The sequence below is a fragment of the Paramagnetospirillum marisnigri genome, from assembly GCF_001650715.1.
GTDB lineage: Bacteria > Pseudomonadota > Alphaproteobacteria > Rhodospirillales > Magnetospirillaceae > Phaeospirillum > Phaeospirillum marisnigri.
This window is the reverse complement of record NZ_LWQT01000044.1, coordinates 214,976-238,761: the sequence shown is the minus strand read 5'-3', so window position 1 is coordinate 238,761 and position 23,786 is coordinate 214,976. Positions and strand designations below refer to the sequence as shown.

Sequence of the window (23,786 nt, the reverse complement as noted above, 5' to 3'; positions counted from 1 at the left end):
GCCCGCATTAGGATTGGCGGAACCCCGCGCAGCGGGCATGATGGGGGCATGATCAGGGGAGCCGACCAGACCGCCGCCGCCAGCCATCTCGACCTGATGATCGAGATGACGGGGGATTTCGCCCAGTCCCAGGACGTGGAGGCCACCCTTCGCCTGGGTCTGGCGCGGGTGGCCGAACGGCTGGGGGCCGAGGCGGCCTCGCTGTTCCTGTTGGAGGCGGATTCCGGCGACCTTGTCTGTCATGCCAGCATCGGCCCCACCGAAGTGATCGGGCTGCGTCTCGCCCCGGGACGCGGCATCGTCTGGCGCACCGTCGACCTGGACAGCCCGCAACTGGTCAAGGACGCTCGCTTCGACCCCGATTTCGCCAATTCGGTGGATAATGCCACCGGCTTCGTCACTCGCTCGATCCTGTGCGCCCCCATGTCGTTCCGGGGCCAGAAGCTGGGCGCCATCGAACTGTTCAACAAGGCCGGAGGCGGCGCTTTCACCCAGGCGGACGCCCAGTTGCTGCGCGCCCTGGCCATGTCCTCGGCCCTGGCGCTGATCAATACAAGGCTGGCGGCGGGCATGGCCGAGCAGGAGGGCTTTCGCCGCGAACTGGCCCTGGCCTCGGAAATCCAGCGCGCCATGCTGCCGCCACCCCAGCCGCCGGGCTATCCGGTTCACGGCCTCAACCTGCCCGCCCGCGGCGTGTCGGGCGATTTCTACGAGATCGTGCCCCTGGCCGATGGCCGCATCGCCTTCGCCATCGGCGACGTTTCGGGCAAGGGGATCAACGCCTCGCTGCTGATGACCAAGACCGCCAGCCTGTTCCGCTGTCTGGCCAAGCGCGAGGACGGCCCCGGCCGCGTCCTGGCCGCCATCGATTCCGAGTTGCAGGAAACCGGGCTGGCCGGGATGTTCGTCACCATGGTGGCGGGCATCCTCGACCCCGCCACCGGCCGGGTGGTGCTGGCCAATGCCGGGCACGAGCCGCCGCTGGTGCGTGGCCAGGACGGATACCGCCCCATCGAGGACGGCATGCCGCCGCTGGGCATCGACCCCGAGTTGTTCGCCCATGGCTGCCTGGAAAGCGTGATCGAACTGGATGGCGGCGCCCTTTACCTGTTCACCGACGGCCTGACCGAGGTCCGCACCCGTTCCGGCGCCATGCTCGGCGCCGATGGCGCCAAGGGCCTGCTGGACGCCTTCGCCGCCATGCCCGCCGAGGAACGGCTGCAGGCGGTGGTCGGCGCCCTGGATGGGGTCGGGTCCTTGCGCGACGATGTCACCTTGATGGTGGTCGAGGACATGCGCCCCGGCGGCCGCTCCGCTTTCGTCCGGCGCTACGATGCCCGCCCCGAGACCCTGAGCGATATCCGGTCCGACCTGTCGCGCACCGCCCGCGAACTGGGCTGCGATGCCGATCTGGTGGGCGATGTGGTGCTGGCGGTGGACGAGGCCTGCCAGAACGTCATCCGTCACGCCTATAAAGGCGGCGAAGGCGATATCGTGTTGCATGTGGAGCGCGAGGACGATCTGTTGGTCATACGACTTATGGACTTCGCTCCTCCGGTGGAAGTGGCTAATATCAAGCCTCGCTCCTTGGATGAAATCCGACCGGGCGGCCTGGGAACCCATTTGATGCGATCCATCATGGATCAGGTGGATTTCCTGCCGCCGCCCGCCGGGATCGGCAATCTTTTGCAGATGGTCAAGCGGATACGCCCATGAACATGACACTCAGCCAGCAGGACGGCGCCACCGTGGTCACCTTGGCGGGCGAGGTGGACCTCAGCCACAGCCCCACGCTCCGCAAGGCGTTGATGGAGCTGATGTTCGAAAAGAAGCCGGTGGTGGTGGTGGACCTGTCCGCCGTGGAATACATCGACTCGTCGGGCGTCGCCGGACTGGTGGAGGCCTATCAGTCGGCCCGCAAGAACGCCACCCGCTTCGTGCTGGCCGCGGTCTCGGACCCGGTGCGCCGGGTGCTGCAACTGGCCCGCCTGGACAAGGTCTTCGCCATGGCCGACACCGTCGAGTCGGCACTGAAAGGGTAGAACGGTGGCGGACGGGGGGACGGGCCAACATCAATTCTTCGGTTTCCTGGACCGGCTGGGCCGCCGCACCATGGGCGGCGTCGCCGAATTCGGCTTCGCCTGCGCCCTGGTGGGCGAAAGCCTCTATTGGCTGGTCATGGGGGGCAAGCGCCGCCAGAGGGTCCGCCTCGCCCCGGTGGTGGCCCAGGCCATGGAAATCGGCATCGGCGCCCTGCCCATCGTCACCGTGCTGTCGGGCACCATCGGCATCATGCTGGCCATCCAGGGCATCTATTCGCTGAAGCTGTTCGGCGCCGAATCCCGCGTCACCCTGGGTGTCGCCATGTCGACGGTGCGTGAATTCGCCCCCCTGATCACCGGCATCCTGGTGGCGGGACGATCGGGCTCGGCCCTGGCCGCCCGGCTGGGCACCATGCGCATCAACCAGGAAATCGACGCGCTGACCGTCATGGGCATTTCGCCGGTGCGCTTCCTGGTGGTGCCTGCCCTGGTGGCCATGCTGGTGATGCTGCCCTGCCTGACCCTGTGGGCCGATCTGGTGGGGCTGTTCGCCGCCGGTCTTTATATCGCGCCGCAACTGGGCAGCAGCATGGGCGCCTATGCCGACGAGGTGGTCAATCTGGTCAAGCTCAACGACATGCTGCACGGCCTGGCCAAAAGCGGCATCTTCGCGGTGCTGATCACCGTGGTGGGCGTGGTCAACGGCGCCTCGGTCACCGGCGGCGCCGAGGGCGTCGGGCGCATGACCACGCGCTCGGTGGTGCATGCCATCTCGGCCATCGTCATCACCGACATGATCTTCGTCTTCATGGTGACCCGCTGATGGCTCCGTCCCCTTCCGATGACACCAGCATCGAGGTGATCGGGCTCAACACCCATTACGGCGAGCGCCAGATTCTCCACGACGTGAATCTTGAGGTCCGCCGAGGCGAGATCATGGTGATCATGGGCGGTTCGGGCTCGGGCAAGACCACCTTGCTCAACCATCTGCTGGGCCTGCTGTCGCCGTCCTCGGGAACGGTTCGGGTGCTGGGCCAGGATTTGGCCGCCCTGTCCCCCATGGAGCGCCAGCAGTTGCGCACCCGCACCGGCGTCGCCTTCCAGTCGGGCGCCCTGTTCTCGTCCATGACCATCGGCGACAACATCTCGCTGCCGCTGCGCGAGCACACCGACCTGGACGAGACCACCATCGGCATCATGACCCGCCTTAAGCTGGAAGTGGTCAGCCTGGCCGGGTTCGAGGACCTGAAACCCGCCGAATTGTCGGGCGGCATGATCAAGCGCGCCGCCCTGGCCCGCGCCATCGTCATGGACCCCGACCTGCTGTTCTGCGACGAGCCCTCGGCCGGGCTGGACCCGGTGGTGGCGTCTTCCATCGACGACCTGATCCTGCGCCTGCGCGACGCCATGGGCATGAGCATCGTGGTGGTGACCCACGACCTGGACTCCACCTTCAAGATCGCCGATCGCATCTGCGTGCTGGACCGGGGCAAGGTGCTGGCGCTCGACACCGTCGAGGCCATCCGCGCCAGTTCCGACCAGCGCATACAGAACCTCCTGAACCGCCGCACCGAGGAAGCCGCCCTGGACCCCGACGCCTATTTGCGTCGGCTGCTGGGCGACAAGGCCAACCAACCCAACGGAACCATCAGGCCATGAAGGACGCTCGCATCAATTATGTCATGGTGGGCGGCTTCACGCTGGCCATGCTGATCGCCCTGGTGGTGGTGGTGGCGCTGTTGACCGGCAAGACCGGATCGACCACCGCCTATTTCACCCGGCTGAACAACGTCACCGGCATCAAATACGGCACCAAAGTCACCTATGAGGGCTTCGCCATCGGCCAGGTGGAAGACATCACGCCGCTGCGCGATGGCTCCAGGACCAGTTTCCGGGTCGAGTTGGGCATCAACGACAAATGGCGGCTACCCAAGGACTCCGTGGCGCGCGTCGCCGCCTCGGGCCTGCTGGCCGCCGCCGTCATCGATATCAAGTCGGGCGACTCCCTGGAAATGCTGCCGCCCGGCGCCGAGGTGGCGGGCGCGCCCGCCGCCAACATCTTCGCCGCCATGAACGATGTCGCCGCCCAGATCACCGACCTGAACCAGAGCGCGCTCAAGCCGCTGCTGTCCAGCCTGAACCAGCAGATCGGCGCCATGGGCACCATCCTGGAAAAGCACGCCCCCGAACTGATGGGCCATCTGGTGGCGGTGGCGGCCGACCTCTCGGCCAAGACGCCCCGCATCACCTCGGACGTGGAGCGCATGACCGGCACCCTGTCCAACAAGGTGGTGACCGAGGCCAATGCCGAGCAGATCCGCATCTCGCTGGCCAATCTGGCCCAGTTGTCGGCCGGGCTTCAGGATAGCCGGACCAAGGTGGATTCGGTGCTGGGCGCCCTGGACAAGGCGGTGGCGGGCAACAAGGACGCCATCGACCACAGCCTGAAGGACTTGCGCCACACCTTGCAGGCGGTGTCGCGCAATATCGATTCGGTGACCTACAACCTGGACGGCACCACCCGCAACCTGCATGAATTCTCGCGCCAGATTCGCGAAAATCCCGGCGTGCTGATCGGCGGCAACAAGCGCGGCGAGGACGGCCCGGGACGGAAATGAAGGTGACGGCAATGCGCAAGACGATTTGTTCGCTGATCCTGCTTCTCGCCCTGGCCGCCTGCGCCGGGCCGGCGGCGCCGCCCGACAATTTCCACCGGGTGGAGCCCGCCGACAGCGGCCTGCGCTTCGCCCGCCCGGCCTTGCCCGGCGTGCTGGAAATCGACCGTCTGGCCACCGACGGCACCCTGGCGGAGCGGGCGGTAACCTTCGCCGCCCGGGACGGCGGGCCGCTCAGCCACTACAAATACGACTACTGGAGCGAGGCGCCCGCCCTGATGCTGCAGGATCGCCTCTCCGTCGCCCTGACCCGGGCCGGAGCCGCCGACCGGGTGGTCACCCCCGACCTGCGGGTGCTGTCGGACTGGATGCTGCGCGGCAAGCTGCGGCGCTTCGAGCAATTGGCGGCAAGTTCGCGGGCGGCGGTGGATATCCAACTGGCCATCGTATCGTCGCGCGACGGCTCGCTGGTGCTGCTGCAGGACTACAGCGCCGAGGTCGCCACCGAATCCGAACGGGTCGAGAGCCTGCCCGCCGCCATGGACAAGGCCCTGACCGACATCTTCGCCCGCTTCCTGGCCGATCTGGGACGGGCCCGGGGCAACGCGCCGGTGGCACGGTGAGCAAGCCGCCCCGCCGCCGTCCCCATCAGGCGCGCAAGAGCCGCGCCGCGCCGCCTGCCGCCCGCATGGCTGAACTGTGCATCGAGAGCGTCGGCGCCCGGGGCGACGGCCAGGCCACCCTGGACGGCGAGACGGTGTTCGTGCCCTTCACCGTGACGGGTGACACGGTGGTGGCGCGCATCGAGGGCCGCCGGGGCGAGGGCCTGACCGCCGGGCTGATCGAGGTGCTGGAGCCCGGCCCCGACCGGGTGACGGCGCCCTGTCCCCATTACGGCCGCTGCGGCGGCTGTTCGCTGCAGCATCTGGCCGACGACGCCTATGAGGCATGGAAGCGCGACCTGCTGGCGGTGCCCCTGGCCCGCCAGGGTCTGGGCGAGGTGCCGGTGGCGCCGCTGCTGCGCATCCCCCCGGCCAGCCGCCGCCGCGCCGCTTTCGCCTTCGCCCGCACCAAGGGCACCGCCGTCATCGGCTTCAATGCCCGGGCCAGCCATACCGTCATCGACCTGGAGCGCTGCCTGCTGCTGGAACCCGCCCTGATCGCGCTGCTGACGCCGTTGCGCCTGATGCTGGCCCGCATCGTCCCCGAGGGCACCGGCGGCGACGTCATCGCCACCCTGACCGAAGGCGGTCTCGACGTGCTGGTGGAGGCCGAGGCCCGCCTCGACCTGTTCGAGCGGGAAGCCCTGGCCGCCTTCGCCGAGCAGGCCGATCTGGCGCGGCTGCACTGGCGCCGCCCCGGCGCCGGATTCGTCGAGCCCATCGCCCGGCGTCGCCCGGCCGAGGTGCATTTCCGCGGCGTGCCGGTGGAACCGGCGCCGGGGTCCTTCCTGCAACCCACCCGGGGCGGCGAGTTGGCCATCGCCGGGCTGGTGATCGAGGCGGTGGCCGGGCACGGCCCGGTGCTCGACCTCTATGCCGGATGCGGCAGCTTTACCGTGCCGCTGTCGCTGTCGGCGCCGGTCCACGCGGTGGAAGGCGAACAGGCCCCCCTCGCCGCCCTGGACGCCGCCGGGCGGCGCTCGGGCCTGCCCATCACCACCGAGGTGCGCGACCTGGCGCGGCGCCCGCTGGCACCCCACGACCTGATCCCCTATCGCGCCGTGGTCATGGACCCGCCCCGCGCCGGAGCGGCGCCCCAGGCGGCGGAACTGGCCAAACCACCATCCCCCAAGGGGGGGCCGCGCCTGCTGGTGATGGTGTCGTGCAATCCCGCCACCCTGGCCCGCGACCTGCGCATCCTGGCCGATGGCGGCTGGCGCGTGGATTCCGTCACGCCCATCGACCAGTTTCCCTGGTCGGCCCATCTGGAAGCGGTCGCCATCCTCCGCCGCTGACACCACCCTCTTGAATATAACTTTAGTTAGATTACATTTGGCAGGGACAGGATAAGCGATGGTGGATCAGCCCGAAAACGCCCTTGATATCCGGTTCGCCGAGTTGCTGTGCGCCCGCCTGTGCCACGACATGGCCGGGGCAGTCGGCGCGGCGGCGGCGGGGGCCGAACTGCTGGAAGACGGCTTTGACGCCGAGACCGCCAAGATGGTCTCGGACAGTGCCGGCGGCGCGGTGGCGCGGCTGAAATTGTTCCGAGCCGCTTTCGGACCGGCGGGCCCCGAACAGTCGACGCAAACCGTACGCGACTTGTGCGCCAGTTATCTGGACGCGGCGGCGGCCAGCGGCGGTGGCAAGCTCGTCCTGGGCTGGACCTGCGGCCGGGACCGCCTGGATGGAGAGGCGGCGCGGCTGGTGCTCAATCTGGTGTTGCTGGCCCGTGACGCCTTGCCTCGGGGAGGCACGGTGGACGTGACCATCGATGCGGCCTCCAGGCTTGATCGGGCGGGGGTATCGGTGGAGTTTCGCGGCCAGGGCGCCCGACTGGATGATCAAACGATGCGCTGCCTTTCGGAGCAGTCCTTGCCCGATGGCCCACGCGAAGCCCAGGCCTGGCTGACCGGCAAGCTTGTACGGAAAATCGGCGCCAGGACCGAGGTTGTGACAGGAGAAAACCACGGACGGATCAGCACCTGAAGAAATTCGTTACGAAAGCGGATTTATCCGGGTCAGGGTTCTTCTAAAGACCATCCAGCCGTGCTATTAGTCGATCCTGCCTGATGGACTTCCGTCATGGCAGCGAATTAGGAAGGCCGTCGCTCGGCGGTCCACAGGGGGCATTTCGGAGACGACCATGGATGATCTCCTCAGCGAATTTCTGACCGAGACGTCGGAAAGTCTGTCCACGCTTGACGTGGCATTGGTGAATTTGGAGCAAAATCCGAATGATCCTCAGATTCTCGGCAATATCTTCCGCCTGGTTCACACCATCAAGGGCACTTGCGGCTTCCTCGGACTGCCGCGCCTGGAGCATGTGGCCCATGCCGGCGAGAACGTCCTGGGCAAGTTCCGCGATGGCGAACTTGAGGTCACCCCCGCCGCCGTCACGCTGATCCTCCAGAGCATCGACCGCATCAAGCTGATCCTGGGCCATCTCGAACAGAACGAGTGCGAGCCCGAGGGCAGCGATGAAGACCTGATCGCCCAGCTCAATGCCATGGCCGAGGGTCGCTCCAATCCCTCCGCGCCGCCGCCGCCGCCGCCGCCGCCCATGCCGACCTTCGAGTCGGTGGCCGCCTCGGCCCAGGCCGCCGCCGCGCCGCCGCCGCCCGCGCCGGAGCCCGAGCCCGAGCCTGAACCCGAACCGGCTCCCGTCGCCAATGTCCCGGCCCCGGCCGCCCAGCCGCCCGCCGTGGCCGCTCCCACCGGCGTTTCCGCCGCTGGGGCCGAGGCCAAGGAATCCGCCGTCGCCGCCCAGACCATCCGCGTCAATGTGGAACTGCTGGAAAACCTGATGACCCTGGTGTCCGAACTGGTGCTGACCCGCAACCAGCTCCTCCAGATGGTTCGCGGCAAGGATGACAGCGAGTTCGCCACCCCGCTGCAGCGCCTGTCCCACATCACCACCGACCTCCAGGAAGGCGTGATGAAGACCCGCATGCAGCCCATCGGCAATGCCTGGGCCAAGTTGCCGCGCATCGTCCGCGACCTCTCGGTCGAAATGAACAAGAAGATCGACCTGCAGATGCTGGGCGCCGAGACCGAACTCGACCGCCAGGTGCTGGAACTGATCAAGGACCCGCTGACCCATATGGTGCGCAACTCGGCCGACCATGGCCTGGAGCCCACCGACGAGCGCAAGCGCATCGGCAAGCCCGAAGTGGGCAAGATCGTGCTGAACGCGTTCCACGAGGGCGGCCATATCATCATCGAGATTTCCGATGACGGCCGCGGCCTCAACCTGGACCGCATCAAGCAGAAGGCCATCCAGAACGGCATCGCCACCGAGTCCGAACTGGAGACCATGACGCCGCAGCAGATCTACCAGTACATCTTCAAGGCGGGCTTCTCCACCGCCGAGAAGGTCACCAGCGTCTCGGGCCGCGGCGTCGGCATGGACGTGGTGCGCACCAATATCGAGCGCATCGGCGGCACCGTCGAACTGAAGAGCCTGCCCGGCAAGGGCTCGACCTTCGTCATCAAGATCCCGCTGACCCTCGCCATCGTCTCCGCCCTGATCGTGGAATGCGCCGCCGAGCGCTTCGCCATCCCGCAGATCAGCGTCCTGGAACTGGTGCGCGTCACCGCCAATTCCGAGCACGGCATCGAGATGATCAACAATGCCCCGGTGCTGCGCCTGCGCGACCGGCTGCTGCCGCTGGTGTCGCTGAAGCGCCAGCTGCTGCTGGCCGAGGATAGCGAGGAGCGGCAGGAGACCTTCATCGTGGTGACCCAGGTGGGCACCTACACCTTCGGCATCATCGTCGACCGGGTGTTCGATACCGAGGAAATCGTGGTCAAGCCGGTGGCTCCCATCCTGCGCCACATCACCATGTTCTCGGGCAACACCATCCTGGGCGACGGCTCGGTGATCATGATCCTGGACCCCAACGGCATCGCGGGCGCCACCGGCGAATCCGGCCTGCTGGGTGGTGCCCAGGCGGCCGAGAGCCAGACGGTGCGCGAGAGCCACGCCGACGCCAAGACCTCGCTGCTGGTGTTCCGCGCCGGCGGCGACGATCTCAAGGCGGTGCCGCTAGCCCTGGTGGCCCGTCTGGAAGAGATCGACGTGGCCGAGATCGAGCACAGCCATGGCAAGCCCATGGTGCAGTATCGCGGCCATCTGATGCCCCTGATCTCCATCGACGGCTCCATGAACTTCCGCGACGAGGGTCGCCAGCCGGTGCTGGTGTTCTCGGACCAGGACCACACAATGGGCCTAGTGGTGGACGAGATCGTCGACATCGTCGAGGACCGGCTGCGCGTCGAACTGTCCGATGGCAATCCCGGCATCATCGGCACCGCCGTCATCGCGGGCAAGGCCACCACCATCATCGACGCGGGCTACTACCTGCCGCAGGCCTTCGGCGACTGGTTCGGCCGCAACGACAAGGAGTTCGGTAATGCCGACTTCCATCAGCCGCGCGTGCTGCTTGTGGACGACTCGCCGTTCTTCCGCAACCTGCTGACGCCTTTGCTGTCGGTGGCTGGCTATGAGGTGATCTCGGTGGAAGGTGCCGACAAGGCCCTGGCGCTCCGCGAGCGGGGTGACGAGTTCGACGCCATCATCAGCGATATCGAAATGCCGGGCATGAGCGGCTTCGAATTCGCCCAGGCGGTGCGCGCCGATGGCCGCTGGGGGGCAATCCCCATGGTGGCCCTGTCGTCGCACGCCACCGAAAAGGACTTCGAACGCGGACGTCAGGTCGGTTTCAACGACTACATCGCCAAGTTCGACCGTGACGCCCTGATTTCCACCCTGGCCTCGACCATCGCCGCCTCCAAAGGTGCCGCATGAATCAAATCGTCCCCGCCGGCAAGCGCCAGGTGACCGAGCTCGCCGCTCCGGAAACCCAGGACTTCGTCACCATGTTCATCGAGGGCCAGCTGTTCGGCATTCCGGTCCTCACGGTCCAGGATGTCCTGGGGCCCCAGAAGATCACCCGCATCCCGCTGGCCCCGCGTGAGGTGGCCGGGTCGCTGAACCTGCGTGGCCGGATCGTCACCGCCATCGATGTCCGCCTGCGCCTTGGCCTGCCCAAGCGAGCCGAGGAAAAGAAGGGCATGAGTGTGGTGGTCGACCAGTCGGGCGAGCTATACTCCCTGATGGTCGATTCGGTGGGCGAGGTGCTGTCGTTGCCCGCCGCCAAGTTTGAACGCAATCCGCCGACACTTGATCCGCACTGGCGCGAATTTTCCATCGGCATCTACCGGCTTGAAGGCAAGCTCCTGGTGGTGCTCGACGTGGGGAAGCTGCTGGATTTCACGCGGAACGAATAGTATAGGCTTTGGTACGAGATCATCGAAGGGGGCACCAGTCGTCCAACACGAGACGGCTCCCCCTCCACCGGAGGCAAGCTTGGGCATGAAGTCCTGTCTGATCGTCGACGATTCCAAGGTCATCCGGATGGTGGCCAAGAAGATCCTGCATGAGCTGAGCTTCAAGACCGAGGAGGCCGAGGACGGCGCCCAGGCCTTGGAAGCCTGCAAGCGTTCCATGCCCGATGCCGTCCTATTGGACTGGAACATGCCGGTGATGAACGGCATCGATTTCCTGCGCGAGATGCGCAAGCTGCCGGGCGGGGATCACCCGATCGTCGTTTTCTGCACCACGGAAAACGATATCGAGCATATCCAGGAAGCCATCACCGCGGGTGCGAATGAGTACATCATGAAGCCCTTCGACAGCGAAATCCTGCAGGCGAAGTTTTCGCAGGTGGGCCTGCTCTAGGCAACTTGCGGGATATAACCCCAATGACCTCAGAATCCGCACAGTCGCCGTCTCAAGGCGCCGCCAGCACCCCGATCCGGGTCATGCTGGTTGACGACTCCGCCGTGGTGCGGGGACTGGTGACGCGTATTCTGGAAGCCGAGCCAGGCATCCAGATCGCCGCCTCGGTGGGCAATGGCCAGATGGCTTTGTCCTCGCTGGAGCGGAACGAGATTGACGTGGTCATTCTCGACATCGAGATGCCCATCATGGACGGCATGACAGCCCTGCCCAAGCTGCTGGCCGCCGATCCCGGCCTCAAGATCATCATGCAGTCGACCCTGACCCTGAAAGGGGCCGACATTTCCATGCGCGCCCTCGAAATGGGAGCCGCCGACTACATCCCCAAACCCACCGCCACCAAGGATCTGGCGGGGGGCGCCGAATTCAAGGCCGAACTGGTGGGAAAGATCCGCGCCCTGGGACAGGCGCGTCATCGCTCGCCCAACCGGCCGCCGCGGCCCGCCGGAGCCCCGGCACTGCGCCCGCCCCCCAGCGCGCCGCCTGCCCGGGTGCCGATTCACCCACCGGGGCCGTTGTCGCTGCGCAACAACACCCCCGAACATCCCGACGTCATCGCCATCGGATCAAGCACCGGCGGGCCGCAGGCCCTGTTCGGGGTCCTCGGCCTGATGCGTTCGGGTACGGTGTCCCAACCGATCCTGATCACCCAGCACATGCCCGCCACCTTCACCACCATCCTGGGCGAGCATATCAGCCGTGTCTCGGGCTGGGAGGCCAAGGAAGGTCAGGACGGGGAAATCATCAAGGGCGGCCGCGTCTATATCGCGCCCGGCGACTTCCATATGGTGGTCGAGACCAAGGGGACCGACAAGGTCATCCGCCTGAACAAGAATCCGCCGGAAAATTTCTGTCGCCCGGCCGTGGACCCCATGCTGCGCAGCATCGCCGCCGCTTATGGCAAGCGGGTGCTGGCCTGCATCCTGACCGGCATGGGTTCGGACGGACTGAAGGGGGGACAGGCCGTGGTGGCATCCGGAGGAACGGTAATCGCCCAGGACGAGGGCAGCTCGGTTGTGTGGGGCATGCCGGGAGCAGTGGCGACGGCGGGCATTTGCTCGGCCGTGCTGCCGCTGCCCGAAATTGCTCCCTGGATCATGAAACTGGCGACGAGGCGCTAAATCCATGCGGCCCGAAGATTTCGATTATGTCGCCAAGTTGCTGAAAGACCGGTCCGGTCTGGTCATTACGCGCGACAAGGCCTATCTGCTGGAAAGCCGTCTGACCCCGGTGGCGCGCAAACGCGGCCTTAAAGGTCTGGACGACTTGGTCGGTTCCCTGCGCACGGCGGGCGAGGACCTGCTGCGTGAAGTCACGGAGGCCATGACGACCAACGAGTCGTTCTTCTTCCGCGACATCAAGCCCTTCGACCAGTTCAAGGCCATGGTTCTGCCGCACATGCTCCAGGCCCGTGCCGCCACCAAGACCCTGCGTATCTGGTCGGCGGCCAGTTCCTCGGGCCAGGAGGCCTATACCCTGGCCATGGTGCTGAAGGAAGAAGGCGCCAAGCTGGCGGGCTGGAAGATCGAGATCGTCGGCACCGACATCTCCACCGAGATGCTGGAAAAGGCCAAGGCCGGTCTTTACTCCCAGTTCGAGGTGCAGCGCGGCCTGCCCATCCAACTGCTGGTCAAGTACTTCAAGAAGACCGCCGAGATGTGGCAGATCGACCCGGCTATCCGCGCCATGGTCAATTTCCGCGAATACAACCTGCTGCACGACCTGAAGCCGCTGGGCAATTTCGACGTGGTGTTCTGCCGCAACGTGCTGATCTATTTCGACCAGCCCACCAAGACCCGGGTGCTGGACAATGTCAGCCGGATCATGCCCGACGACGGCTTCCTCTATCTCGGCGGCGCCGAGACCGTGCTGGGGATTTCCGACAAGTTCAAGCCGGTGCCGGACCAGCGCGGCGTCTACGCCACCACCCGCGCCAAATAGGGCCGGGCTCCCTCCATTCGTCACCCCCGGGCTTGCCCCGGGGGGTCCATGGATGCCCGGATCAAGTCCGGGCATGACGAGGAAAGAAAGCCCACTCCGCCGCCCCCCCGACAAACGCTAAAGCAAACTCCCCTGCCGTCCATCGGGCGGCGGGGGTTTTCGCGTCTTGGCGGCGGGAGGAGGCGATGACGGCGGCGGCGCCGTGCCATCGGCCACCACCTGGATGGCACCGTCGCTGAACTCCACCATCAGGGCCGTGCCCGGCACGACCGCGGCGGCGCTGACCACCGGCTGACCATGGCCGTCGCGGATCACGGCATAGCCCCGTTCCAGGACCTTGCGGTAGGAATAGCTTTCCAGCAGCTTGCCCGCCGTTTCCACCTTCTGGCCATACTCGGCCAGCAGGCGCGGCAGGGCCTGGGCCAACCGGCGTCCCCCCTCGTCCAGGCGCAGGCGGTCGCGCTCGACGGCGGCCAGCCCGGCGGCGCGGGCGGCGCGCAGGCCATTGTCGAGCCGATCGGTCAGCCGGGCCAGGTCGATACGACGGCGCTCCACCAGTTGCGGCAGGGCCTTGGCCAGCCGCTCGGCGCGCTCGTCCAGGCGCCGGGTGCAGTCCTCCATCACCCGGCGGGGATGGGGCAGGGCGCGAAAGGTCTGGGCGAGATGATCGCGGCGGCCTTGCAGGCCCCTGGCCATGGCGCCCACCAGCCGCCCATCCAACTCGGCCAGACCGGCCACCAGTTCGGCGCGCACCGGCACCGCCTTTTCGGCGGCAGCGGTGGGAGTGGGGGCGCGCAGGTCGGCGGCGAAGTCGATCAGGGTGGTGTCGGTCTCGTGCCCCACCGCCGAGATCAGCGGGATCTGGGATTCGGCGGCGGCACGGACCACGATTTCCTCGTTGAAGGCCATCAGGTCTTCCAGCGAGCCGCCGCCCCGCGCCACGATCAGCACATCGGGGCGCGGCACGGCGCCGCCGGGGGCCAGGGCGTTGAAGCCCCGGATGGCGGCGGCCACCTGGGCGGCGGCGCCCTCGCCCTGCACCGCCACCGGCCACAGCAGCACCCGGCGGGGGAAGCGCTCCGCCAGCCGGTGCAAGATGTCGCGGATCACCGCGCCGGTGGGCGAGGTCACCACCCCGATCACCTGGGGCAGGAAGGGAATGGGCCGCTTGCGCTCGAGCGCGAACAGGCCTTCGGCGGCCAGGCGCTTCTTGCGGTCCTCCAGCATCTTCAGCAGGGCGCCCTGGCCCGCCAGTTCCATGCGCTCGACCACCATCTGGTATTTGGAGCGGCCGGGATAGGTGGTCAGCCGCCCGGTGGCGATCACCTCCATGCCGTCCTGGGCGTCGAGCCCCAGCCGTACCGCCTGGCCGCGCCAGCACACCGCGTCCAGCACCGCGTCGGCGTCCTTGAGGGCGAAATAGAAATGGCCGGAGGAATGGCGCTTGAAGCCGGAAATCTCGCCCCGCACCCGGACGAAGGAAAAGGTTTCCTCCACCGACTTGCGCAGCGCGCCCGACAGTTCGGAGACGGAGAATTCGGGGATGTTGGTGGCAGGGCGGGCGTCGTCGGTCATGGCGGGATGATGGCCTTTTGCATTCATCGGCGGAAGTGCTAAAACGCGGCCAATGCGGCAAGGGAGAGACGGCAATGAAGGTCCTGGTGGTCGGTTCGGGCGGGCGTGAACACGCCCTGTGCTGGAAGCTGAAGCAGTCGCCGCTGCTGACCCAATTGTGGTGCGCGCCGGGCAATGCCGGGATCGCCTCGGTCGCGGACTGTGTCGCCATCGGCGCCGAGCAGGTGGACGAGCTGGTTTCCTTCGCCCAGGCCAATGCCGTCGATCTGGTGGTGGTGGGACCCGAGGCGCCGCTGGTGCTGGGCCTGGCCGACAAATGCCGCGCCGCCGGGATCAAGGTGTTCGGCCCCTCGGCCGCGGCGGCCGAGTTGGAGGGCTCCAAGGGCTTCATGAAGGACATGGCGTCCAAGGCCGGGGTTCCCACCGCCTGGTACGGCCGCTTCACCGAGATGGAGGCCGCCAAGGCCTTCATCCGCGCCAAGGGCGCCCCCATCGTGGTCAAGACCGACGGGCTGGCGGCGGGCAAGGGCGTTGTCGTCGCCATGAGCCTGGACGAGGCCCTGGCCGCCGTCGACAGCATGATGGGCGACAAGGTGTTCGGCGATGCCGGCAACGAACTGGTGATCGAGGAATACCTGGACGGCGAGGAATGCAGCTTCTTCGCCCTGTGCGACGGCACCACCGCCGTTCCGCTGGTGGCGGCCCAGGACCATAAGCGGGTGGGTGACGGCGATACCGGCCCCAATACCGGCGGCATGGGCGCCTATTCCCCCGCCCCGGTGGTCACCCCCGCCATCCAGGACGAGATCATGGCGACCTCGATCCTGCCGCTGGTCAAGGCCATGCGTGACGCGGGCAAGCCCTATACCGGCGTGCTGTTCGCCGGGATCATGGTGACTTCGGCCGGTCCGAAGCTGCTGGAATACAATGTCCGCTTCGGCGATCCCGAATGCCAGGTGCTGATGGCGCGGCTGAAATCCGACCTGCTGCCGGTGCTGCTGGCGGGCGCCGAGGGCAAGCTGTCCGGCGTCTCGCTGGAATGGTCCATTGATCCCGCCCTGGTGGTGGTGATGGCGGCGAAGGGCTATCCCGGCTCCTACGAGAAGAACACCGTCATCGGTGGTCTGGATGCCGCCGGAGCGGTGGACGGCGTCACCGTGCTGCATGCCGGAACCGCGCTGAAGGATGGCAAGGTGGTGGCCACCGGCGGAAGGGTGCTGGGCGTCACCGCCGTCGGCCAGACGGTGAGCCAGGCGCGCGAGCGCGCCTATGCCGCCGTGGACAAGCTGGACTGGCCGCAAGGTTTCTGCCGCCGCGATATCGCCTGGCGGGCACTGGAACGGGGACTCTAGCCCCCCTCCCGACCTCCCCCCGGCATGGCCGGGGGAGGGGAAGACGGCATCTCCTCTCCCTCCCCCGCCATAGTGGGGGAGGGTCGGGGTGGGGGCAAAACTCAGCCCGGCGCGTATTCCGCCATGCAGTTGGGGGTTTCCCAGACCCGCACCGCCACCAGACGGGCACAGCCATCGGAACGCGCCGCCACCGGCTGTTCCAGCAGCCCGTACCAGTGCATGGCCAGGCATTCGGCGGTGGGCTGGAACGGCACCACGTAAAGCTTGGTCAACATGCGGGTGTCGGTGGTCAGCGCGGCGCCGTCCGCCGCCACCTGGGCCCGAATGCCACCCACCCAGGACTCGGCCTGGGCGCCGACGGGGGCGAACAGGCCCAGCAGCTCGGCATCGGCGGCGGCGGCGATGAAGCCGTGATCGCAGGGCGCATCGATCAGCCGCATCATCTCGTCCTTGAGGAATCCGAAATCCACCACCATGTCGGTCTGCTCGCCATCGGCATGCAGGCGCCGGGCCTCGCACTCCACCTCCACCACATAGCGATGGCCGTGCAGGTTCCGGCATTTGGAGCCGTGGGTCATGATGCGGTGGCCGGCGTCGATCTCGATGCGGCGGCGGACGCGGAAGCTGCTCATCACGGAATCCCGATGATCTTGTGGGTCTGCAAGCTGAGCCGCCAGCGCGGATGAGTCAAGCAGTGCCGCAGGGCCTCGCGGGTATTGGCCTCGCGGTCGGGGCCATCCATGGGCTGCAGCAGGAAATGGGTGAAGCCGAGACGCTCGAAGGCCTCGGGCGGGGCGCCCGCCTGGGGATAGACCAGCTTCAACTCGTCGCCCGAGGTCACCACCAGATCGCATCCCGCCTTGGGGCTGACGCAGACCCAATCGATGCCCGACGCCAAGGCCAGGGTGCCATTGGTCTCGATGGCCACCTGGAAGCCCCGGTCATGCAGGGCGGCCACCAGCACCGCATCCAGTTGCAGGGCGGGCTCGCCGCCGGTCACCACCACATAGCGGTTGCCCTGGCCCACCGGCCACAGGCCCGCCACCCGCTCGGCCAGGGTCTCGGCATCGGGGAATTTCTCGCCGCCGACGAAATCGGTATCGCAGAAGCCGCAGGCCGCCTTGGCCCGGTCCTCCTCGCGGCCGTTCCACAGATTGCAGGCGGCGAAGCGCAGGAAGATGGCGGCGCGGCCCGCCTGGATGCCTTCGCCTTGCAGGCTGGGGAATATCTCCTTGACCGTATAGGGCATGGTCAGGTCAGTGATCGGAGCCGTGCAGCACCTGATGGGTGATGCCGGTCTCGTAATCCACGCCCGCCGGGGTCAGGCTGACCCCCATGGGAAAGCTGCCCTTGATCAGGCCCTTGCGTTCCAGCGCCGCCCACACCGCCGGATTGGCCAGGCCGGTGGCATCTTTCGACAGCGCCACCTTGTGCCCCACGTGGAAATGGTCGCCATGGGGATGGGGCAGTTGCGACAGGAAGACATCCCCGCCTTCGGTCCGGGTGGACGATTCCGGATGGCGGGCCAATTCCTGGAACAGGACCAGGGTCTTCAACTGCAACGGATTGAGCTTCAGCGGATTGGTCTTGGGCGGCATGGCGGGCTCGATGGGCTGGGAAAACAGGGGCGGCATCATGGCACCGGCCGCCGCCGAATGCCAATCCCTTCACGGATATGATTCCGCATGGCGGCTGCGCCGCTTATGCCATATTGTTTAAATGGGGTTTACATCTGAGGTTAGCATGGGGCACGGATCGGATGTGAAGGTCGGGCTTGATGGCGCGCTACGGGCCATCTTTGACAACGCCCTGGACGCCATCTGCCTGCATCAGAACGCACGGCACATCCTGGCCAATCCCGCCTATGTCCGCCTGTTCGGCTATACATCCGCCAAGGATCTCGTCGGCCAACCGGTGATCGACACCATCGCTCCGGAATGCCGGGAACAGGTCATGGACCGCATCGCGCGGCGTGTCCGGGGCGAGGCGGTGACCGCCCAATACCTGACCCGAGGGCGAAGACAGGACGGCACCACCTTCGATCTGGAAATTCATGGCAGCGCCTTCACCATCGAGGGCGAAACCTACATCCTGGCCATTCTGCGCGATGTCAGCGCCGCCGTCGCCGAGGCCGGCAGGCTGCGCGAGAGCGAGGCCAGGATGCGAACCCTGTTCGATTCCTCGCCCGACCCCGCCTGGATCATCGAGGGCAGCCGCTTCGTCGAATGCAATGCCGCCGCCGTGGACTTCCTCGGATATCCCTCCAAGGATGACTTGCTGTTCGTCCATCCCTCGCAGATCTCGCCCAAGATCCAGCCCGATGGCCAGCCCTCCTACGCCAAGGCCGAGGAGATGATCCGGATCGCCCAGGCCCGGGGCATCCACCGCTTCGAATGGCTGCACAGCCGCGCCGATGAAAGCGAATTCCTGGCCGAGGTCACCTTGTCGGCCATCACCCTGCAAGGCCGCCCCGCCATCTACTGCACCTGGCGCGACATCACCCAGCGCAAGCTGGCGGAAGCCGAGATGCAGTTGGCCGCCAGTGTGTTCCACACCACCCGGGAAGGCATCCTGATCACCGATGCCAAGGGCATCATCCTGTCGGTCAATCCGGCCTTCTCGGACATAACCGGCTATTCCGCCGAGGAAGCGGTGGGCCAGACCCCGCGCCTGTTGAAATCCAATCATCACGGCGGGGCGTTCTATGCCGAGATGTGGCACCAGATCGTCGATACCGGCGGCTGGCAGGGCGAGGTGTGGAACCGGCGCAAGAACGGCGAGGCCTATCTGGAATGGCTGACCATTTCCGCCATTCCCGGCCCGGATGGCCGCCCGGATCGCTTCGTTTCGGTTTTCACCGACGTTACCGAGCTGCGGCGCAAGGACGAGCAGATCCGCCACCAGGCCTATCACGATTCCCTGACCGGCCTGCCCAACCGCGCCCTGCTGGGCGACCGCCTGGAGCACGCCATCGAGGTCGCCCAGCGCGAGGACAGCCAGGTGGCGGTTCTGTTTCTCGACCTTGACCATTTCAAGGTGGTCAACGACAGCCTGGGCCACCAGGAAGGTGATCGCCTGCTGCAGCAGACCGCCCAGCGCATTTTGGACTCGGTCAGGCGCAGCGATACCGTCGGCCGACTGGGCGGCGACGAGTTCATCGTCATCCTGAGCGGCGTCGATGCCGGGTCGGAGGTCGCCCTGGTGGCCGAGAAGATCATCGCCGCCATCGCCCAGCCCTTCGACCTGGCCGGGCGCCCCGTCCATGCCGGCACCAGCATCGGCATCGCCGTGTTTCCCCAGGATGGGGGAACGGCCGAAACCCTGATGAAGAATGCCGATACCGCCATGTACCAGGCCAAGGGCGCCGGTCGCAGCACCTTCCGCTTCTTCGACCCCTCCATGAACCGACGCGCCGTCCAGCGCCTGGAGATGGAAGCCAATCTTCGCGCCGCCCTTGATCTTGGGGAATTCCGGCTGTTCTACCAGCCCAAGATCCACGTCCTCACCGGCCGGTGCTGCGGCGCCGAGGCGCTGATCCGCTGGCAGCGGGCCGATGGGGCCCTGGTCTCCCCCGCCGACTTCATCCCGGTGGCCGAGGAGACCGGCCTGATCATTCCCATCGGATACTGGGTGATCGAGGAAACCTGCCGCCAGAACGTCGCCTGGCGCGCCTCGGGGCTGGCGGCGGTGCCGGTTTCGGTCAATCTGTCGCTGCGCCAGTTCCACGACCACGCCCTGGTCGACCGTATCGCCGCCATCCTGGCCGCATACGGGGTCGAGGCCGAGGCTATCGAGGTGGAACTGACCGAATCGGCGGTGATGGAAGAGCCGGACAAGGCCATCGTCACCCTGAAGCGCTTGCGCGACCTGGGTCTCAAGGTCTCGGTGGACGATTTCGGCACCGGCTATTCCTCGCTGGCTTATCTCAAGCGCTTTCCCATCAGCACCATCAAGATCGACCGGTCCTTCGTCACCGATCTCGGCACCGATCCCGAGGATGCCGCCATCGCCCAGACCATCATCGCCCTGGCCCGCACCCTGAAGCTGGACGTGGTGGCCGAAGGGGTCGAGACCGAGGGGCAGTTGGCCATCCTGACCGAAATGGGCTGCGAGGTGGTCCAGGGCTATATCTTCGGTCGTCCGGTGCCCGCCGACGACTTCGTCACCTGGTTATCCTCGGGGCGATGACGCCCAATCCCCCGCCACCGACTGCCACACCGCCAGGGCGGCGATGGCGGCGGTTTCCGCCCTGAGAATACGCGGTCCCAGCCCCACCGGCCGGGCAAAGGGCTTCGACGCCAGCAGTCGGCGTTCCTCGTCGTCGAATCCGCCTTCCGGCCCCACCAGCAATGCCGCCGGGCCGGGCGGGATGGCCTGGGCCAGCGGCACGCCGCCGCCGCTCTCGTCGAGATAGAGCAGAACCCGGCCCTCGGGCCACTGGCCCAGCACCTTGTCCAGCGGCGCCGGATCGGCCAGTTCGGGAACGCACAGGCGCTCGCATTGCTCCGAGGCTTCCACCAGATGGGCGCGCATGCGTTCCAGATTGACCCGGCCGGCATTGGTGCGCCGGGTGAACACTGGCCACAGCCGAGACACACCCAATTCGGCGGCCTTTTCCGCCACCAGATCGGTGCGTTCCTTCTTCAACGGCGCTGCCAGCAGCCACAGGTCGGGGACAGGCGCCTGGGGGCGTGTCTGGCGCTCCGGCACCAGCGCCGCCCCGGCCTTGGCCAGCCCGGCGATGCGTGCCAGCCATTCGCCGTCGCGGCCGTTGAACAGCAGCACCGCCTCGCCCGCCGCCGCCCGCATCACCGAGGCCAGGTAATGGGTCTGGTCGCGGTCCAGCGCCACCGCCGCACCCTCGGCCAGGGCATGGGGAACGAACAGGCGCAGGCGGGGACGAATGTCGGTCATGGCCCACCATCTCCGAGAAGGGCGTCAATGTCGCGATGACCCTCGATGATGTTCACGACCTCGACCCGGTCATCGATATAGCGGAAGAACACCACATAGCCCTCATGGACAACACTGCGGATGCCGGGCAGCAATGCCAGATTGCGGCAATGGCGGCTCAGGCGGGCGACGAAAGTCTCCGCCACGTCGACGCGGCCGCTGCTCTGGGCGATATAATCGAGAATGGACAACAAATCGGAGCGGGCCGAGGACAGGTAGACCAGCCGCCTCACCCCCCGATCCCTTGCAACCTCAATCGCGCCGCCCGTTCCGCCAGCGCGGTGTCGATGTCTTCCTCGCCATGCTCGCCGCCGGACGCCATGGAGGCCTCCAGCATGGCACGCAAGGCTCCGAGCTTGGCTTCGCGCTCTTCCACCAGGCGCAGCCCCTCGCGGACGACCTCGCTGGCCGAACCGTAGCGACCGGTCCTTACCGCCTGTTCCACGAAACTTTCCCAACGCTCTCCGACGGACACGTTCATGATCGGGGGCCTTTGCCGACAAGGAAGACTTAACGATAACATAAACTGCGCAAACTCTGTTACCGCCTTCCGCCTTCGGGAAGCATGCTTGACGCCCGGCCCGGCCCGGCCTATGTCGAAAGCTGAATTTCTCCCCGAAGGTTTTGCCCATGGCCGTCCTGCCCATCCTGACCGCCCCCAATCCGATCCTGAAGTCCAAGGCCAAACGGGTCGAGACGGTGGACGACCGCATTCGCGGCCTGGTCGCCGACATGCTGGAGACCATGTACAAGGCGCCGGGCATCGGGCTTGCCGCCCCCCAGGTGGGAGTGCTGGAGCGGGTGGTGGTGCTCGATATCGGCAAGACCGAGGAAACCCGCAATCCCATGGCCCTGATCAATCCCGAGATCGTCTGGGTGTCGGAGGCGGACAACACCTATGAGGAAGGCTGCCTGTCGGTGCCGGAGCATTATTCCAACGTGGTCCGCCCCGCCGAGGTCAAGGTGCGCTATCTGGACAAGGAGGGCGCCTCGCGCGAATTCCACGCCGTTGGCCTGCTGGCCACCGTGGTCCAGCACGAAATGGACCACCTGGACGGCGTCCTGTTCATCGATCACCTGTCCTCGCTCAAGCGCAACATGATCCTGCGCAAGCTGCTGAAGACCCGCAAGGAGATGGGCGAGGCATGAAGCTGGTTTTCATGGGCACCCCGGATTTCTCGGTGCCGATCCTGGATTCGCTGCTGGATGCCGGGCATCAGGTGGCGGCGGTCTATTCCCAGCCGCCCCGCCCCGCCGGGCGCGGCCACAAGGAACAGCCCTCCCCCGTCCATGCCTTCGCCCACGGGCGCGGCATCCCGGTCCACACCCCGAAAAGCCTGAAGTCGCCCGAAGAACAGGCCGCCTTCGCCGCCATCGGCGCCGACGCGGCGGTGGTGGCGGCCTATGGCCTGATCCTGCCCCAGGCGGTGCTGGACGCCCCCCGGCTGGGCTGCCTCAACGTCCATGCCTCGCTGCTGCCGCGCTGGCGCGGCGCCGCCCCCATCCAGCGCGCCATCATGGCGGGCGATGCCGCCACCGGCGTTACCATCATGCAGATGGATGCCGGGCTGGATACCGGCGCCATGCTGCTGAGCGAAAGCATCCTGCTGCTGCCCGACGCCACCGCGACCTGGCTGCACGATATGCTGGCCGCCATGGGCGCCCGCCTGATCGTCGAGGCCCTGGAGGGAATCGAGCAGGGCAGCCTGGCCGCCACGCCCCAGCCCGCCGAGGGCGTCACCTATGCCCATAAGCTGGCCAAGGACGAAGGCCGCATCGACTGGCGCCAGTCGGCCGCCGAGATCGAGCGCAAGGTCCGCGCCCTCAATCCCTGGCCGGGAGTATGGTTCGACCTGGGGGCCGAGCGCATCAAGGTCCTTGAGGCATTGCTGGTGCCCCAGGACGGCGCCCCTGGCACCGTGCTGGACGAGCATCTGACCGTGGCCTGCGGCCGTCATGCCCTTCGCCCCACCCGGGTTCAGCGCCCCGGCAAAGCCGCCATGAGTGCCGGGGAAATGCTGCGCGGCCACGCCATCCCCAAGGGTACGGTCCTCGGCTGATGCCGCGCTACAAGCTGACCGTCGAATATGACGGCACCCCTTTCGTCGGCTGGCAGCGCCAGGACAACGGCGAGTCGGTCCAGAGCGTGCTGGAGGCCTCCGCCGCCCGGCTGGCGGGAGGCCCGGTGGCCATCCACGCCGCCGGACGCACCGATGCCGGGGTCCACGCCACCGGCCAGGTGGTGCATCTGGACTTGGTCAAGGACTACCCCGCCGACACGGTGCGTGACGCCATCAACTACCATCTGGGCCGTCACCCGGTGGCGGTGGTCGAATCGGAGCTGGTGGGCGAGGATTTCCACGCCCGTTTTTCCGCCACCGGCCGGGCCTATCTCTACCGTATCCTCGACCGCCGCCCGCCCCCCGCCCTGGATCGTCACCGGGTGTTGTGGCAGCCCACCCCCCTGGATGCCGGAGCCATGGCCGAGGCCGCCGCCCGGCTGATCGGCCATCACGACTTCACCACCTTCCGCGCCCGCGAATGCCAGGCCAAGTCGCCCATGAAGACCCTGGACGTGCTGCGGGTCACCCGCATGGACACCGAAATCCGGGTGGTGGCCGAGGCCCGCTCCTTCCTGCATCATCAGGTGCGCAACATGGTCGGCACCCTGATCCTGGTGGGCCAGGGCAAATGGAGCCCCGACGACGTGTCCCGCGCCCTGGCGGCCCGCGACCGGGTGGCGGGCGGCCCCACCGCCAAGCCCGACGGTCTTTACCTGACCGGAGTGCGGTACTAAGCTGCCCCCCGCAACAGCATCTGGTGGTCCGCCCGTGATTCCCCCC

The 23,786-nt window shown here is 67.0% G+C and carries 25 protein-coding genes; 18 read left to right on the top strand and 7 right to left on the bottom strand.

Annotated features, from left to right (window positions below; all coding sequences use genetic code 11):
- Positions 1 to 48: 48 nt before the first annotated feature.
- The 13 genes from A6A04_RS06965 (at position 49) to A6A04_RS06905 (ending at position 13,063) form a co-directional block, all read left to right on the top strand.
- Positions 49 to 1,716 carry an ATP-binding SpoIIE family protein phosphatase gene (locus tag A6A04_RS06965; protein WP_068491233.1) on the top strand — a complete coding sequence of 556 codons (1,668 nt, stop codon included), beginning with the start codon at positions 49 to 51 and terminating at the stop codon, positions 1,714 to 1,716.
- Complete coding sequence (locus A6A04_RS06960) at positions 1,713 to 2,042, top strand: STAS domain-containing protein (protein ID WP_068491232.1); 330 nt, start codon at positions 1,713 to 1,715, stop codon at positions 2,040 to 2,042. Before A6A04_RS06965 ends, A6A04_RS06960 begins: the two co-directional genes overlap by 4 nt.
- 4 nt (positions 2,043 to 2,046) lie before the next feature.
- Positions 2,047 to 2,865, top strand: coding sequence for an MlaE family ABC transporter permease (locus tag A6A04_RS06955; RefSeq protein ID WP_068491230.1), 819 nt, complete (start codon positions 2,047 to 2,049; stop codon positions 2,863 to 2,865).
- On the top strand, positions 2,865 to 3,701 hold the full coding sequence (locus A6A04_RS06950; RefSeq protein ID WP_068491228.1) for an ABC transporter ATP-binding protein: 837 nt from the start codon (positions 2,865 to 2,867) through the stop codon (positions 3,699 to 3,701). Before A6A04_RS06955 ends, A6A04_RS06950 begins: the two co-directional genes overlap by 1 nt.
- Positions 3,698 to 4,660 (top strand): MlaD family protein, encoded by a 963-nt coding sequence (locus A6A04_RS06945; RefSeq protein WP_068491226.1) that lies wholly within the window; start codon positions 3,698 to 3,700, stop codon positions 4,658 to 4,660. Before A6A04_RS06950 ends, A6A04_RS06945 begins: the two co-directional genes overlap by 4 nt.
- Positions 4,661 to 4,671: 11 nt before the next feature.
- Positions 4,672 to 5,280 carry an ABC-type transport auxiliary lipoprotein family protein gene (locus A6A04_RS06940; protein WP_068491224.1) on the top strand — a complete coding sequence of 203 codons (609 nt, stop codon included), beginning with the start codon at positions 4,672 to 4,674 and terminating at the stop codon, positions 5,278 to 5,280.
- Entirely contained in the window at positions 5,277 to 6,614 is a 1,338-nt protein-coding gene (locus A6A04_RS06935) for a class I SAM-dependent RNA methyltransferase (protein ID WP_245651106.1), read from the top strand. Before A6A04_RS06940 ends, A6A04_RS06935 begins: the two co-directional genes overlap by 4 nt.
- A 58-nt stretch (positions 6,615 to 6,672) precedes the next feature.
- A complete protein-coding gene (locus A6A04_RS06930) occupies positions 6,673 to 7,308 on the top strand; it encodes a histidine phosphotransferase family protein (RefSeq protein WP_068491222.1) in 636 nt (211 codons plus the stop codon).
- Positions 7,309 to 7,465: 157 nt separating this feature from the next.
- On the top strand, positions 7,466 to 10,129 hold the full coding sequence (locus A6A04_RS06925) for a hybrid sensor histidine kinase/response regulator (RefSeq protein ID WP_068491220.1): 2,664 nt from the start codon (positions 7,466 to 7,468) through the stop codon (positions 10,127 to 10,129).
- Positions 10,126 to 10,611 carry a chemotaxis protein CheW gene (locus A6A04_RS06920; RefSeq protein WP_068491218.1) on the top strand — a complete coding sequence of 162 codons (486 nt, stop codon included), beginning with the start codon at positions 10,126 to 10,128 and terminating at the stop codon, positions 10,609 to 10,611. Before A6A04_RS06925 ends, A6A04_RS06920 begins: the two co-directional genes overlap by 4 nt.
- 85 nt (positions 10,612 to 10,696) lie before the next feature.
- Positions 10,697 to 11,062 (top strand): response regulator, encoded by a 366-nt coding sequence (locus A6A04_RS06915; protein WP_068491216.1) that lies wholly within the window; start codon positions 10,697 to 10,699, stop codon positions 11,060 to 11,062.
- Positions 11,063 to 11,076: 14 nt separating this feature from the next.
- Positions 11,077 to 12,243 carry a protein-glutamate methylesterase/protein-glutamine glutaminase gene (locus A6A04_RS06910; protein WP_407670247.1) on the top strand — a complete coding sequence of 389 codons (1,167 nt, stop codon included), beginning with the start codon at positions 11,077 to 11,079 and terminating at the stop codon, positions 12,241 to 12,243.
- A gap of 4 nt (positions 12,244 to 12,247) precedes the next feature.
- On the top strand, positions 12,248 to 13,063 hold the full coding sequence (locus A6A04_RS06905) for a CheR family methyltransferase (protein ID WP_068491212.1): 816 nt from the start codon (positions 12,248 to 12,250) through the stop codon (positions 13,061 to 13,063).
- A 117-nt stretch (positions 13,064 to 13,180) separates the two neighbouring features.
- Here the strand turns inward: A6A04_RS06905 and xseA are convergent, their stop codons facing one another.
- Positions 13,181 to 14,638, bottom strand: a complete 1,458-nt coding sequence (gene xseA / locus A6A04_RS06900) for an exodeoxyribonuclease VII large subunit (protein ID WP_322096813.1) — start codon at positions 14,636 to 14,638, stop codon at positions 13,181 to 13,183.
- Between the two features lie 74 nt (positions 14,639 to 14,712).
- Between xseA and purD the strand changes: the two genes are divergently transcribed.
- Positions 14,713 to 15,990, top strand: coding sequence for a phosphoribosylamine--glycine ligase (gene purD / locus A6A04_RS06895; RefSeq protein WP_068491209.1), 1,278 nt, complete (start codon positions 14,713 to 14,715; stop codon positions 15,988 to 15,990).
- Positions 15,991 to 16,091: 101 nt separating this feature from the next.
- Here purD and A6A04_RS06890 read toward each other — a convergent pair whose 3' ends face one another.
- The 3 genes from A6A04_RS06890 to A6A04_RS06880 are packed head-to-tail and all read right to left on the bottom strand — an operon-like array spanning position 16,092 to position 17,627.
- The gene (locus tag A6A04_RS06890) at positions 16,092 to 16,622 is read right to left on the bottom strand and encodes a 6-carboxytetrahydropterin synthase (RefSeq protein ID WP_068491207.1); all 531 of its coding nucleotides are present in this window, start codon (positions 16,620 to 16,622) and stop codon (positions 16,092 to 16,094) included.
- Positions 16,622 to 17,239: a 7-carboxy-7-deazaguanine synthase gene (gene queE / locus A6A04_RS06885; RefSeq protein WP_068491205.1), complete on the bottom strand. Its 618-nt coding sequence runs from the start codon at positions 17,237 to 17,239 to the stop codon at positions 16,622 to 16,624. The genes A6A04_RS06890 and queE overlap by 1 nt, the downstream gene beginning before the upstream one ends.
- A 7-nt stretch (positions 17,240 to 17,246) precedes the next feature.
- Complete coding sequence (locus A6A04_RS06880; RefSeq protein WP_322096812.1) at positions 17,247 to 17,627, bottom strand: hypothetical protein; 381 nt, start codon at positions 17,625 to 17,627, stop codon at positions 17,247 to 17,249.
- Between the two features lie 106 nt (positions 17,628 to 17,733).
- Here A6A04_RS06880 and A6A04_RS06875 point away from each other — a divergent pair, with 106 nt between their 5' ends.
- A complete protein-coding gene (locus A6A04_RS06875) occupies positions 17,734 to 20,178 on the top strand; it encodes a sensor domain-containing protein (protein ID WP_068491199.1) in 2,445 nt (814 codons plus the stop codon).
- Here the strand turns inward: A6A04_RS06875 and A6A04_RS06870 are convergent.
- From A6A04_RS06870 to A6A04_RS06860, 3 genes are read right to left on the bottom strand one after another with little or no spacing between them, the layout of a single operon-like run.
- The gene (locus A6A04_RS06870; protein ID WP_068491197.1) at positions 20,161 to 20,904 is read right to left on the bottom strand and encodes a 16S rRNA (uracil(1498)-N(3))-methyltransferase; all 744 of its coding nucleotides are present in this window, start codon (positions 20,902 to 20,904) and stop codon (positions 20,161 to 20,163) included. The genes A6A04_RS06875 and A6A04_RS06870 overlap by 18 nt on opposite strands.
- Positions 20,901 to 21,176, bottom strand: a complete 276-nt coding sequence (locus A6A04_RS06865) for a type II toxin-antitoxin system RelE/ParE family toxin (protein ID WP_068491195.1) — start codon at positions 21,174 to 21,176, stop codon at positions 20,901 to 20,903. Before A6A04_RS06865 ends, A6A04_RS06870 begins: the two co-directional genes overlap by 4 nt.
- A complete protein-coding gene (locus A6A04_RS06860; RefSeq protein WP_068491194.1) occupies positions 21,173 to 21,424 on the bottom strand; it encodes a type II toxin-antitoxin system ParD family antitoxin in 252 nt (83 codons plus the stop codon). The genes A6A04_RS06865 and A6A04_RS06860 overlap by 4 nt, the downstream gene beginning before the upstream one ends.
- Before the next feature lie 149 nt (positions 21,425 to 21,573).
- On the opposite strand from A6A04_RS06860, the gene def reads away from it, so the two are divergent.
- From def to truA, 3 genes are read left to right on the top strand one after another with little or no spacing between them, the layout of a single operon-like run.
- Positions 21,574 to 22,092 carry a peptide deformylase gene (gene def, locus A6A04_RS06855; RefSeq protein ID WP_068491192.1) on the top strand — a complete coding sequence of 173 codons (519 nt, stop codon included), beginning with the start codon at positions 21,574 to 21,576 and terminating at the stop codon, positions 22,090 to 22,092.
- On the top strand, positions 22,089 to 23,003 hold the full coding sequence (gene fmt / locus A6A04_RS06850; RefSeq protein ID WP_068491190.1) for a methionyl-tRNA formyltransferase: 915 nt from the start codon (positions 22,089 to 22,091) through the stop codon (positions 23,001 to 23,003). The genes def and fmt overlap by 4 nt, the downstream gene beginning before the upstream one ends.
- Positions 23,003 to 23,740: a tRNA pseudouridine(38-40) synthase TruA gene (gene truA / locus A6A04_RS06845; protein WP_068491188.1), complete on the top strand. Its 738-nt coding sequence runs from the start codon at positions 23,003 to 23,005 to the stop codon at positions 23,738 to 23,740. The genes fmt and truA overlap by 1 nt, the downstream gene beginning before the upstream one ends.
- The last annotated feature ends 46 nt before the right edge of the window (positions 23,741 to 23,786 follow it).

Coding starts and splice junctions, on each gene's coding strand:
- A6A04_RS06940 (WP_068491224.1), top strand. CDS start 4,672: ATGCGCAAGACGATTTGTTCGCTGATCCTGCTTCTCGCCCTGGCCGCC.
- truA (WP_068491188.1), top strand. CDS start 23,003: ATGCCGCGCTACAAGCTGACCGTCGAATATGACGGCACCCCTTTCGTC.
- purD (WP_068491209.1), top strand. CDS start 14,713: ATGAAGGTCCTGGTGGTCGGTTCGGGCGGGCGTGAACACGCCCTGTGC.
- fmt (WP_068491190.1), top strand. CDS start 22,089: ATGAAGCTGGTTTTCATGGGCACCCCGGATTTCTCGGTGCCGATCCTG.
- A6A04_RS06965 (WP_068491233.1), top strand. CDS start 49: ATGATCAGGGGAGCCGACCAGACCGCCGCCGCCAGCCATCTCGACCTG.
- A6A04_RS06925 (WP_068491220.1), top strand. CDS start 7,466: ATGGATGATCTCCTCAGCGAATTTCTGACCGAGACGTCGGAAAGTCTG.
- A6A04_RS06930 (WP_068491222.1), top strand. CDS start 6,673: ATGGTGGATCAGCCCGAAAACGCCCTTGATATCCGGTTCGCCGAGTTG.
- A6A04_RS06915 (WP_068491216.1), top strand. CDS start 10,697: ATGAAGTCCTGTCTGATCGTCGACGATTCCAAGGTCATCCGGATGGTG.
- A6A04_RS06960 (WP_068491232.1), top strand. CDS start 1,713: ATGAACATGACACTCAGCCAGCAGGACGGCGCCACCGTGGTCACCTTG.
- A6A04_RS06875 (WP_068491199.1), top strand. CDS start 17,734: ATGGGGCACGGATCGGATGTGAAGGTCGGGCTTGATGGCGCGCTACGG.
- A6A04_RS06920 (WP_068491218.1), top strand. CDS start 10,126: ATGAATCAAATCGTCCCCGCCGGCAAGCGCCAGGTGACCGAGCTCGCC.
- xseA (WP_322096813.1), bottom strand. CDS start 14,638: ATGACCGACGACGCCCGCCCTGCCACCAACATCCCCGAATTCTCCGTC.
- A6A04_RS06950 (WP_068491228.1), top strand. CDS start 2,865: ATGGCTCCGTCCCCTTCCGATGACACCAGCATCGAGGTGATCGGGCTC.
- A6A04_RS06890 (WP_068491207.1), bottom strand. CDS start 16,622: ATGAGCAGCTTCCGCGTCCGCCGCCGCATCGAGATCGACGCCGGCCAC.
- A6A04_RS06905 (WP_068491212.1), top strand. CDS start 12,248: ATGCGGCCCGAAGATTTCGATTATGTCGCCAAGTTGCTGAAAGACCGG.
- def (WP_068491192.1), top strand. CDS start 21,574: ATGGCCGTCCTGCCCATCCTGACCGCCCCCAATCCGATCCTGAAGTCC.
- A6A04_RS06945 (WP_068491226.1), top strand. CDS start 3,698: ATGAAGGACGCTCGCATCAATTATGTCATGGTGGGCGGCTTCACGCTG.
- A6A04_RS06860 (WP_068491194.1), bottom strand. CDS start 21,424: ATGAACGTGTCCGTCGGAGAGCGTTGGGAAAGTTTCGTGGAACAGGCG.
- A6A04_RS06880 (WP_322096812.1), bottom strand. CDS start 17,627: ATGATGCCGCCCCTGTTTTCCCAGCCCATCGAGCCCGCCATGCCGCCC.
- queE (WP_068491205.1), bottom strand. CDS start 17,239: ATGCCCTATACGGTCAAGGAGATATTCCCCAGCCTGCAAGGCGAAGGC.
- A6A04_RS06870 (WP_068491197.1), bottom strand. CDS start 20,904: ATGACCGACATTCGTCCCCGCCTGCGCCTGTTCGTTCCCCATGCCCTG.